Consider the following 12058-nt stretch of genomic DNA (forward strand, 5'->3'; position numbering starts at 1 on the left):
TACTAACGAGAAATTATATATTATGATAAAACAAATCAATATTGAAAACCTTGGGATATTTAAGAATTTTGAGTGGAAAACTGTTAGAGATAGTGGAAAGAATATAGTTGAGTTAAAAAAGGAGAATATTATTTATGGAAGAAATTATTCTGGAAAAACGACATTATCTCGTATTATTAGAGCTTTAGAAACAAAACAGATTTCTGATAAATATATTGATCCTAAGTTTGAGATTGTTTTGACAGATAACACTAAAATTACAGAAAAAAATTTTGAAACAAATGCATTAAATGTTAGGTGCTTTAATGAGGACTTTATAAAAGAGAATTTAAGTTTTATTGTAAATCATGATTCTGATATAACTCCTTTTGCAATATTAGGAGTGAATAGCGGAATTGAAGCTAAGATAGAATTAATAAATAATGAATTGGGAAGTAATGAAGAAGGTAAGTGTACATTGTTGTATAAAGATTTATGGAGTCTTTCAAGTGAAATTGAAGAAAAGCAAAAGCTTAAAGAAAAAAAAGAAAGTGATCTAAACTCACAATTGACAGGAAAAGCTACTGCGAATGGAGATAGTATAAAGAAACAATATCTAAAGTATGGAGATATAAATTATACTATTAGTAAATTAAAAGCAGATATAAATAAAGTTATTGGAGCTGCTTTTGTATCAATTGATGAAATAAAAGAAGAATTGAATCTTCAAGTTATTACTGAAGTTGAAAGACAAGAAATACAGATGGGGAGAGTTTTTATAAATAATTATAAAGAGTTATTAACTGAAACAACTTCTCTTACAAGTAAAGTGTTGTTAGATGCAAATAAAATTGTTGAATTGCTTTCAAACAATGCTTTAAATGATTGGGTAAAGAAAGGTTATGATTTACATTCTGAGGATAGAAACTGTACTTGTAAATTTTGTGGTAATAATATTAATCCGTCAAGGTGGGAGCAGTTAGATAAACATTTTGATGAAGAATCAAAAAAATTAGAGTCTCAGTTGTATGCCCATAAATCTCAACTTGAGTATGAATTACATAATTTGAGTAGTTTTTATTTAACTTCTCAAGATGCTTTTTATGTTAATTATCAAAGCGAAGTAGGTAGTGTTATAGAGTCATATAACTTAGAATTAGAGAAGTATAAAAATGATATAGCATTTTTAGTAACTAAAATTGATGAACGTATAGTAAATATACATAATCCATTAGTATTTGAATACTCTTCTTTGTTTCGGGAGGAAGTATTAGTAGGACAATTGCAGAATTATAATGACATTGTTACTGCTAATAATATGTATTCTTCTGAATTATCAAATAAAATAAAAGAAGCAAAGGAAGAGCTTAGATTGTTAGAAGTAAAGCGATTTGTCGATACTATTAGATATGTTGAACAAGAAGAAGGCATTGCAGAGATAAAAGAAGAAATTGCAATTATAGAGAATAAAGGAAAAGAGTTAAAGAAAGTTATTCTAGAAAAGAGATCTACAATTGATGATTTAACACGTAGATTGAATAATGAAGAGGAAGGTGCTAAAAGAGTAAATCATTATTTGCAAAACTATTTTGGACATCAGAATTTAGAGTTACAAGCAAGTGAAGAGAATAAAGATTCTGAAAAAAAAATCAAGTTTAATATTGTTAGAGAAGGTAGTATTGCGTATCATTTAAGTGAGGGTGAATGTAGTATTATTTCGTTTTGTTACTTTATGGCTAAGTTAGATGATATACACACAGCAGGTCAAAAACCAATCATATTGATTGATGACCCTATATCAAGCTTGGATTCGAACCATATATTTTATATTTATAGTTTAATAAATGCACAGTTATTTCAGGATGAACGATTTGAGCAAATTTTTATTTCTACTCATAATTTAGATTTCTTGAAGTACTTGAAAAGGTTGAAATTAACAAAGAAAAATCATCAATTTTTTATACTAAATAGATATACTAATTATAGTACTATAGCCGAAATGCCTATTTATCTAAGAGATTATGTTACGGAGTTTAATTTTCTATTTGAACAAATTTATAAATGCGCTAAGTCTGAGATTGTCACAGATGAAAATCATTATTTGTATTATAATTTCGGAAATAATGCTAGGAAGTTTTTAGAAGCCTTATTGTTTTATAAATATCCATCAAGAATTGATAATGAAACAAGTAATGCAAATTCTAAACGTTTGTTAAAATATTTTGGAAATAATCAACAAGCTACGGTTTTAACAGATAGGGTTAATAATGAATTGTCACATTTAGAAGAGATTTTTGATAGAGGTATGTCGCCAATAGAAATACCAGAGTTAAAAAAGGTAGCACAATTTATTCTTGATAAAATAAAAGAGAAGGATGAGGAACAGTTTAATGCTCTATTAGAAAGTATTGGAGAAAAAACAGAAATGGAGGTTAATTAATCCCATTAATCAGGAGATTCAAGATTCATACAAGTGAGCTAAGAGTATATCTGTCTAGATCTTATTAATCCTATTAATCAAGAGAATCAAGGTTAAGACAATAAGCGGTAAGAATATAAATAACAGTAAGCTATGGATATCAATCAACTCACACATCAGATAATCGGAGCGGCTATGGAAGTACATTCTACTATAGGGAATGGATTTCAGGAAGTTATTTATCAACGGGCATTGAGTATTGAATTTCATCAAAGAGGAATACCCTTTGAACGGGAGTTTGAGATGAGAATTGATTATAAAGGATATCACGTAGGGACACGTCGTGTTGACTTTTTTGTAGCTGGATGTGTGATGGTTGAGATTAAAGCAGTGATTCAATTAGAAGATGTGCATTTAGCCCAAGCAATTAATTATCTGGAGGCATATAAATTAGAGACAGGCTTGTTAATTAATTTTGGTAGTAAAAGCCTTGAGTTTAGAAGGATTTATAATACAAAGAATCAGAAATGAAGCTATTATAGGGAGTTCTTTTGATGAATAAAATAGAGTGAGGATTAGGTTTTCTCATGTTACAAAAAGTCAAAAAATGTAACACGTTATTCTCTCATGTTACAAAAAAGCAAAAAACTTAACTTGGAAAAGTTATTATGAAGTACAACGAATCACAATTAGAAGAAAGTTTTATTAGCCTTCTGGAAACAGAAGGTTATGAGTATATACACGGTGCGGCTATTAATAGAGCGTCTAATCAGGAGGTTTTATTAAAAGAAGACCTGCATCAATTTCTAATGAATAGTTATACTGATTTAGAAGAAATAGAAGTGGAGAGTTTGATTAATGAAATCGCCTTTCAGTCTGCGTCTAATCTTTACGAATCGAATAAATACATCTGTAAGTTATTGGCAGATGGGATGATCTTTAAACGCAATAATCCAGCTAAGAAAGATTTGCATATACGTTATATTGATGTGGCAGATATACAGGCGAATAGTTTTAAGATAGTTAACCAGTTAGAGATACAAGGTACAGAGTTGCGCATTCCTGATTTGATCGTTTATATCAATGGTATTCCAGTGGTCGTATTTGAGTTTAAAACAGCCATAGCAGAGCATGTAACGATTCACGATGCGTATAAACAATTAACGATTCGCTACCGCAGAGATATTCCAGAGCTGATGAAGTACAATGTGTGCTGTGTGATTAGTGATGGAGCGAATAATAAAGCGGGAACTATATTCTCTCTTTATGAGTTTTTCTATAGTTGGAATAAAATCACTGGAGATGAGAAGAAAGCGCTAACAGGTGTAGAAACGGCGATGTCTATTATATCAGGGATGTTTAATCAAGCGCGATTGGTGGATATTATTCATCACTTTGTGTTGTTTCCAGATACTTCTAAAAACGAAGTAAAGATATTAACTCGTTATCCGCAGTACTATGCTGCTAATAAACTGTATCAAAATATTCTGATTCACCGCAAGCCGGAAGGAGATGGTAAAGGAGGTACTTATTTTGGGGCAACGGGATGTGGCAAGAGCTTTACGATGTTATACCTAACGCGTCTGTTGATGCGCTCTACTGATTTTGCAAGTCCGACGATTATTATCATTTCTGACCGTACAGATTTAGACGATCAATTGTCAAAAGACTTTACCAATGCTAAGGGATTTATAGGTGATGCCAACATCATCAATATTGAGTCGAGAGCTGATTTAAGAAATCGCTTGCGCGGTATCGAAAGCGGAGGAGTGTATTTAACTACAGTTCAGAAGTTTGAGGAGGATGAGGAAATCTTGTCAGATAGAAGCAATATTATCTGTATATCAGATGAAGCCCATCGTTCACAAGTGAATTTAGATTTAAAGGTTAGGATAGATGAGGAGAAGGGAGTAATTAAATCTTACGGTTTTGCCAAGTATTTGCACGATTCTTTGCCTCATGCGATTTATGTAGGATTTACAGGTACACCTATAGATAAAACATTAGAGGTATTCGGTGATGTAGTGGATCAATATACAATGTTTGAATCTGTAAACGATGAGATTACGGTTCGCTTGGTTTATGAAGGACGCGCCGCAAAGGTCAATTTAGATTATAGCAAGGTTCAAGAGATAGAACAATATTATGAAAATGCAGTGGCAGAGGGAGCTTCTGAATATCACGTAGAAGCGAGTCAAAAGGCTATTGCTAAGATGGAAGTGGTCTTAGGAGATATAGATCGTATCAGGGCTATTGCTAAGGATTTTGTTCAGCATTATGAAAATCGATTAGAGGAGAAGGCTACAGTGGTAGGTAAAGCGATGTTTGTCTGTGCCTCTCGTGGAATAGCTTATAAATTATATCAAGCCATTTTAGACCTGCGACCTGAATGGGGTGAGATTAAAATAGCAGGAGATTTAACAGATAAAGAACAGCAGGAGATCAAGCCAATAGAGCGTGTGAAGATGGTGATGACACGCAATAAGGATGATGAGCAAACGCTATGGGATCTCTTGGGTAATAAAGAAGAACGCAAAGAGTTAGATCGCCAGTTTAAACAACTTAAATCAAACTTTAAGATAGCGATAGTAGTTGATATGTGGTTGACGGGGTTTGATGTGCCTTTTTTAGATACGATATATATTGACAAGCCTCTACAGACTCATAATCTAATACAGACTATCTCGCGTGTAAACCGCAAGTACCAAGGGAAAGATAGAGGTTTAGTAGTGGACTATGTCGGGATTAAAAAGAACTTGAATCACGCTTTAGGATTATTTAATAATCAAACAGCAGAGGATGACTTTGAGGATATAGCACAAGCTGAAATTATTGTTCGCGATCAGATGGATTTGTTGCGTCAGTATTTTCATCAATTTGACAGTAGTGATTATTATGTAGGATTGCCTGTTGAGCGTTTAAGTTGTTTAAATAAAGCTTCTGAATGGGTACTACAAACTGAAGAATCGGAAAAGTTTTTTATGAATGTTACTAAGAAGTTGAAGTCCGCTTATAATTTAGTAAGTGGTTCAGAATTATTTAGTGCGCATGAAGTAGATGAGATTCACTTTTACTTTGCAGTGAAGTCAATTGTAGTGAAATTGACAAAAGGCGAAGCTCCAGACACAGCACAGATGAATGAGAAGGTAGCTAAACTCGTAGAAGAGGCGATTATATCAGAAGGGGTGGAAGAGATCTTTAAACTGGATGATAATAAAGCTAATGCTATTGATTTGTTTAACGATAAGTTTATAGAAAAGATCTCTAATCTGGAATTGCCGAATACTAAGATTAAAATATTAGAACGTTTGTTGAAACAGACAATCAATGACTTTAAAAAGGTCAATAAGGTAAAAGGGCACGATTTCTCAGAGCGATTACAGTCTATTATTAATCGCTATAATGAACGCAGTGAGGGCGATATCTTAGATTATGAGGGGATTCAGTTTGACACTGCTGAGCAAATGTTAAACCTAATTATTAAGCTTCGCGTGGAGATGGAATCTTTTGAAAGTTTGGGTATTGATTATGAGGAGAAAGCGTTTTACGATATCTTGGATATGATTTGTAAGCAATATGGTTTTGAGTTTGATAATGAAAAGATGTTAGAGCTTGCAAGAGAAATAAAGAAGATAGTAGATGACACTGCTCAATATCCTGATTGGAGTGAGAGAGATGATATTAAAGCTCAGTTAAAGATGGATATCATTGTCAAATTACACCAATTTGGTTATCCACCTATTACACAAGATGATGTATATAAAAATGTCTTAGAACAAGCAGAGAACTTTAAGAAGAATAGGTAATGGAGGAGATAGAACAAAAAGCTTGGAAAGAGGCACTACAATATGCTTTTGATCAGGCAGATAAGAATCCTTGGGATAAGGGGCAAAATTATAGAAATTATGCAATAAAGAATGAAGGAAAGTTATATCCTAACAAAGTGATATATAGGTATGCCATTGATTATCTTGAACAAAAATATCCTGAAATCTATAATGAAGAAGTGAATATTAATACTGGTGTGGGAAAAGAAATGAATGATTATTTAGCAAATAAAGGCGCTAAAGCTATTGTTTTAAATAACTCAAAAAACAATTTGTTACAATTTAAAAGTTTATTAGAATATTTTATTTCACATTTGGAATGGGTAGTTAATGAGGATACAAGTAATGTAGGTTACTCTAAGTATATTAAACCTCTTATTGAATGTAATAGCTTTAAGAAAACAGGGCAAGGTTATGCAGACGAAAAAATTCAGGAACAAATAAAAGAATGGGAAAGTTATGCCCCTGGAGATGTTTGCATAAATATCCAATCTAACTATGGAAACTATAAGACGATTAAATGTTATTTGAATTGGAGAGGGACAGGTATAAATGTAATAGCTAGATGGAAAGATGATAGGGTAGTTTCGTTATATCAAGATGAGTATATTTATTGGGAGGAACCAACAAAGCGAGTAAATTTAGGAGTAGAATTCACCGTAGAAGAATTAAAGCTTTTTGATAATGATCAGATTGATCAAAAGCTAGTATCATTTTATGATTCATTTGTGAAGGCTTTTGAAGAACGAAAATATATAAGTAAACAGTATGAGCTTATGAAAATTGTTAAACAGAATAAAAAATTATTAGAATACAAAAAGCAAATTATTCTTCAGGGACCTCCTGGAACAGGAAAGACTCGTTTAGCTAAAGAAATAGCTAAGGTCATGATTAATAAGAATACTCCTGAAAGTGTTAATTTAACTAATCATGAACAGTTTAAAATTGTTCAATTTCATCCAAGCTATACTTATGAAGATTTTGTTAGAGGAATTGCAACTATTCCAAATGAGAATGGTATTGAATATCAAGTAGTAAACAGAGGAATCGCTGAGTTCGCCAATCAAGCATTAGGAAACTATAGAAATAGTCAGAAAAAAGGAGAAGAGATTTCGTATGAAAGAGCAATTATTGCAAGATATGAGGCTTTTAAATTAGAATTGGAATCAGAACTAAATGATGATAAAAAGATAAACCTTACAAAAGCTGTAGATATTGTTGATTTTGATGAGGACTCCCTTTTATATATTGGCCATGTTTGGCAAGGACAAGCGCATAGAATGCATCATAAAGATATAGTGAATGCTTATTTATCAGGTAATAGAAGTAGGCAAGATATTAAACAAAATATGAGTTTGTCTGGTTCAGCACGCCAACACGCAAGTTATTATGTTGTAATACTTCAAAAATTCTGTGATTATATAGCACAGAACCCTATAAATATTACAAGTAATTCAATAGAAAAAGAAGAATTACAGAATTATGTAATGGTCATTGATGAGATAAACAGAGCTAATCTATCTTCAGTATTGGGAGAGTTGATTTATGCTTTAGAATATCGAGGAAAAGGAATAGAGGGAATGTACTCTAAGACTGATTCAGATAAGATTATATTACCTCCTAACCTTTATATCATAGGAACGATGAATACAGCCGATAGAAGTGTTGGGTATATCGACTATGCAATACGTCGTCGTTTTGCTTTTGTGGATGTGTTGCCTCAAGATTTAAGTGGTGATAGTTCGATTACTTTTGATAGCGAGTTGTTTACTGCCGTTAAGGAGTTGTTTACTACTGATAAGTATATGACAAGATCTCAGTATTTATCAAATGAGTTTGATCCAAAAGAGGTTGCTTTAGGACATTCTTATTTTATAGATAAATCAGATGAAGGAGGAGCTATGGCAATACGTTTAGAATATGAGATAAAACCAATCTTAAGAGAATATATTAAAGATGGTATTTTAATAGGAGATGGTATTATAGAGAAAGTAGAGGCTCTGAAAGTAGAAGAATTGAAAGAAAATGTATAGTGTATGAGACTTTTATTAAAAGAGCATAATACATTAGAAATTAAGAGATTTGATGTAGAGGAGCCTGATTCTACTGGTCAGAAAAACGATTGGTTTGTATCTATACCATCTAAGCCACTTCGTTTATTAAAAGATAGTAGAGGAAAAGAGGTTTGCCCTTATATCATCAATAGAAAAGATGAAGAAACCTATTCTCTTCAAGCTGATTATTATGTAGGATTAGATTGGTTGATTGAAGGAAAGAAATATGTACAAGTAGAGCCAAAGATTAACGATGCTATTCCAACTGCTTTTGATAAACAAGTTAATACAACTGATGAAGATCGGTCTAAAATTAAAGATCAAGAAAAACAATTAAAGGAAAGTATTGAAGAATCCTCTACGGATTACAGAGAGATAGATTATCTCAGAATGCTTTTAACTGTGTACTCAGGGCAGGTAGAAGAGAAATATTTAAATGATATTATCACAATCTATTGGGAAGAGGATAAAATCTCTATAGAGCAGACTCAAGATAGATTGACACCTTTCTTAATCGTTCAGTTTTTACAGTTGCTTAAGAAGATAGTGCGCAAGGGATTAAAGAAGTCTTATTATAAGGTTCAAGAGAATTTGAATGGACGTGTAAAGGGAAAAATATTGATAGGACAACAGCTTAAACAGAATGTGTTTAAGAATCGAATGACGTCAACGGTTTGTGAGTATCAGGTGTTTGGAACTGACAATGTAGAGAATCGTTTCTTGAAGAAGGTACTTCGCTTTGTGAGTAGTTATGTCAATAATCGAAGTGACTTGTTTGACTCTAATAAACAGTTTATACAAGAGTTGATTAATTATTGTCGCCCTGCTTTTGAACTGATAGGAGATGAGGTAGAGATGCATCAATTGAAACATTTAAAGGTGAATACCTTTTTTAAAGAGTATAAAGAGGCAGTAAAGATAGGTCAGTATATATTAAAACGCTTTGCTTATAATATAACCAAGACGACAGAAGAGAAGATAGAAACACCTCCTTTTTGGATAGATATGCCTCGTTTGTTTGAATTATATGTTTATCATCAACTGCTTAAAGCAAATCCAGAATATAGATGTAATTTACATTATCAGTTTAGTACTTATGGCAATGCGTTAGATTTGTTGATATCTACTAAGGAAAGTCGAATGGTAGTAGATATGAAGTATAAACTTCATTATAAACATGGACATATCCATGAGGATATCAGACAAGTGTCAGGATATGCGAGATTGAATAGGGTTCGTAAGGAATGTAATGTAAGTGATGATAGTAATATTAACTGTGTAATCATATTCCCTAAAGTAGGGAATGCTGATTTAAAGGATTATTCTTTGAAAAATATTGCTGAATTATTAAAGATAGAAAAAGGAAAGGAAAGTGAGGAAAGTGAGTACAGTATTAAACCTTATTATAAGGTATATAAATTAGGAGTAGCATTGCCTTTAGTAAACAGTGAATTATAAAAAGATGGATAAGAGACATACTTACTTTATCTCAAAATTAGATATAGGAGAATCTGGTGTAGAGTTAAGAGATAAAGACGAAGAAGATAAAGACTTCTTCATTCAACAGGGAAGTTTAGATGGAGCATGTGCTGTGTATTCACTTTTTATGCTTTTAATGATTCAAGGGATTATAGAGAGAGGTGAAATAGGGATTTATATGAAAGTAAGGAGAAATACTTTTGTAGGTAAATTAGTACATCATTTCTTTGCAGATAATGGAATGCATTGGGAGGGAAATTACTTTTTAGATTTGAAAAAAGAATTTGAACAAGCGTCTACAAGGAAAGGGCACGTCACTGTTGAACGAGCTAATAATAGATGTATTGTAGGATATTTAGAACAAGATATACCTGTAATGTTAAGTGTACAGTTTAAAGGGAAAGATGCTGGAGCACATGCAGTGGTCGCCATAGGATATGAAGAGGATGAAGAAGGTAATCTTACTAAGTTGTTTTGTCTTGATCCAGGAGGAGAAAAACCGCAATATGCTTATCACAACAATGTTATATTGATTAATGAATATCCAACTGCTATGTATAAGGAGTTTGATGTGTTGAGTGCTACTCAAGTTTATTTTGATGAGATTTTAGTAATCGAATAGTTTCTATTTATCTTCACTAAATAATAAAATAACGCAAAGTCGGGAGACTATTGCGTAGCTGTTTATAATCACGGATTCGGAAATCCTCGACAACCCAACAAATCCTCCTACCACACGCCCATATATTTGTAATTCTCTTTAAATTTGTTATATTATAGTTTGAGGAGGAGTAATTTATAAGTTTATGTTATCACACAGAGGTAAGGAGAGAAGTTTTATGCAGAATCTGCGTTTAGCAGTGTTGTTATCATTTGTAGGAGGCGTGGTGAATGTAAGTGGTTTTTTGGCTTTAAAGCTGATGACAACCAATGTGACTGGGTATCTATCTAATTTTGCTCAGGAGGTACTTACCTTTAATAAACAAGCTATTTTGAAATCAGTATTGTTGTTGGTTTCGTTTTTCTTAGGATCTTTTACTTCTCACGTAATCTTACAGTTGCAGAAGTTGATTTGGAACAAAGTGTATTTTACACTTCCTTTGATACTAGAGGCTATCTTATTAGGAGGAGTGGCTTATCTCGAAGGCGATATATTGTTTCAATATCCAATGAAGATAGCCTATGTACTGCTATTTGCGATGGGACTACAGAATTCTCTTGTTACTTTTATCTCTAAGGCGGTAGTTAGAACTACACATATTACGGGGATAGTCACCGATCTAGGGATAGAGACAGCGAGGTTATTGTTTAATCTAACGAGAGCCAACCTTCGCAATCTTTTGCTTTCTCATATAGGACTTAAACTAGCTATTGTCTTTTCGTTTGGGGTAGGAGGGATTACTGCAGCATTTTGTTTTGAATATCTTCATTTACGCACCTTATACATTGGTGTGGTGGTTATTCTATTTACTACCGTTTATGATTATTTAGTGGTTAAAATGATGAGAGTATTAGAGGAAGGAAAACAGATAGTGGACTGGAGTAAGAAAGTAGTGACTAAGGACTATAAAGTTTACCATATCTTAAGAAGGAAGAAGTAGGCTATATAGCTTTAAGTATAACAATCATTTTAAAGTAAGGATAAAGTATCTTGTCCTTCGGACACCTCTCCAAAGTAAGGGAATAAAAAAAATCTTGTAATTAAGTCTCTCACATTAGAGTTAATTACAAGATTCTGTTGACCTTAGATTCCGATATGTAGTTCGTATTCATCGTCTGTCTTCTCTTCGAAATCATAAATAGAATTTGCTGGTGAAATTGCGTTGCATGTTGAGCAAACGTAAGCATCTATTGATGGGTCATAGTAGTGATTTTCGTGATTGTTTTCACAAGTTTCACTTTTTGCAAAAAGTAAATTTTCTGTCATATATGTGAGTTTTTTAAAGTTGTCTCTAAGATAGTACTTAAAAGTATAGAAAACAAATAATTATAGGCTTAGGTGTGTGTTTTTATTGTTAATATTTTCTAAACATTGTGTTTTTGTGTGTGGTTTAGCTTTAATCGATGTGAAATGATTAATTTTTTAGAGATAAGAGGTTTTATAGAAATATTATTCTATAAGATTCTGTAGTCCAAAAAGGTCTTATGAGGTAAATAGAAATTCAGGTAGAGACCATAATGATATAAGATCAAATAGTCTATCAAGACAAAATCAAAAAAATGTAGAACACATTTCCTAATCTCCTTAATTAATACTATTTTTGGCTAATATGCTATAGAACGCTTATAGCTTAGTAATC

The 12058-nt window shown here is 32.4% G+C and carries 8 protein-coding genes; 7 read left to right on the forward strand and 1 reads right to left on the reverse strand.

The window, feature by feature from the left end; all coding sequences use genetic code 11:
- Window positions 1-22: 22 nt before the first annotated feature.
- The 7 genes from AABL87_RS03850 (at window position 23) to AABL87_RS03880 (ending at window position 11359) form a co-directional block, all read left to right on the forward strand.
- Entirely contained in the window at window positions 23-2419 is a 2397-nt protein-coding gene (locus AABL87_RS03850) for an AAA family ATPase (protein ID WP_341276959.1), read from the forward strand.
- 132 nt (window positions 2420-2551) lie between these two features.
- Complete coding sequence (locus AABL87_RS03855) at window positions 2552-2929, forward strand: GxxExxY protein (protein ID WP_341276960.1); 378 nt, start codon at window positions 2552-2554, stop codon at window positions 2927-2929.
- Between the two features lie 137 nt (window positions 2930-3066).
- Window positions 3067-6204, forward strand: a complete 3138-nt coding sequence (locus AABL87_RS03860) for a type I restriction endonuclease subunit R (protein WP_341276961.1) — start codon at window positions 3067-3069, stop codon at window positions 6202-6204.
- On the forward strand, window positions 6204-8258 hold the full coding sequence (locus tag AABL87_RS03865) for an McrB family protein (protein ID WP_341276962.1): 2055 nt from the start codon (window positions 6204-6206) through the stop codon (window positions 8256-8258). The genes AABL87_RS03860 and AABL87_RS03865 overlap by 1 nt, the downstream gene beginning before the upstream one ends.
- A 3-nt stretch (window positions 8259-8261) precedes the next feature.
- Window positions 8262-9737 carry a 5-methylcytosine restriction system specificity protein McrC gene (locus AABL87_RS03870; RefSeq protein ID WP_341276963.1) on the forward strand — a complete coding sequence of 492 codons (1476 nt, stop codon included), beginning with the start codon at window positions 8262-8264 and terminating at the stop codon, window positions 9735-9737.
- Window positions 9738-9741: 4 nt separating this feature from the next.
- The gene (locus AABL87_RS03875) at window positions 9742-10380 is read left to right on the forward strand and encodes a C39 family peptidase (RefSeq protein WP_341276964.1); all 639 of its coding nucleotides are present in this window, start codon (window positions 9742-9744) and stop codon (window positions 10378-10380) included.
- 184 nt (window positions 10381-10564) lie between these two features.
- Window positions 10565-11359 (forward strand): YoaK family protein, encoded by a 795-nt coding sequence (locus tag AABL87_RS03880; RefSeq protein WP_341276965.1) that lies wholly within the window; start codon window positions 10565-10567, stop codon window positions 11357-11359.
- 143 nt (window positions 11360-11502) lie between these two features.
- On the opposite strand, the gene AABL87_RS03885 is transcribed toward AABL87_RS03880, so the two are convergent.
- A complete protein-coding gene (locus AABL87_RS03885; RefSeq protein ID WP_006259006.1) occupies window positions 11503-11685 on the reverse strand; it encodes a hypothetical protein in 183 nt (60 codons plus the stop codon).
- Window positions 11686-12058: the final 373 nt, after the last annotated feature.

It is taken from the genome of Myroides sp. C4067 (assembly GCF_038039665.1).
GTDB classification, from domain to species: domain Bacteria; phylum Bacteroidota; class Bacteroidia; order Flavobacteriales; family Flavobacteriaceae; genus Flavobacterium; species Flavobacterium odoratimimum.

What these genes read in the sequence shown, in the direction of transcription:
- AABL87_RS03850 (WP_341276959.1), top strand. Translation starts at nt 23, where the DNA reads ATGATAAAACAAATCAATATTGAAAACCTTGGGATATTTAAGAATTTT.
- AABL87_RS03855 (WP_341276960.1), top strand. Translation starts at nt 2,552, where the DNA reads ATGGATATCAATCAACTCACACATCAGATAATCGGAGCGGCTATGGAA.
- AABL87_RS03860 (WP_341276961.1), top strand. Translation starts at nt 3,067, where the DNA reads ATGAAGTACAACGAATCACAATTAGAAGAAAGTTTTATTAGCCTTCTG.
- AABL87_RS03865 (WP_341276962.1), top strand. Translation starts at nt 6,204, where the DNA reads ATGGAGGAGATAGAACAAAAAGCTTGGAAAGAGGCACTACAATATGCT.
- AABL87_RS03870 (WP_341276963.1), top strand. Translation starts at nt 8,262, where the DNA reads ATGAGACTTTTATTAAAAGAGCATAATACATTAGAAATTAAGAGATTT.
- AABL87_RS03875 (WP_341276964.1), top strand. Translation starts at nt 9,742, where the DNA reads ATGGATAAGAGACATACTTACTTTATCTCAAAATTAGATATAGGAGAA.
- AABL87_RS03880 (WP_341276965.1), top strand. Translation starts at nt 10,565, where the DNA reads ATGTTATCACACAGAGGTAAGGAGAGAAGTTTTATGCAGAATCTGCGT.
- AABL87_RS03885 (WP_006259006.1), bottom strand. Translation starts at nt 11,685, where the DNA reads ATGACAGAAAATTTACTTTTTGCAAAAAGTGAAACTTGTGAAAACAAT.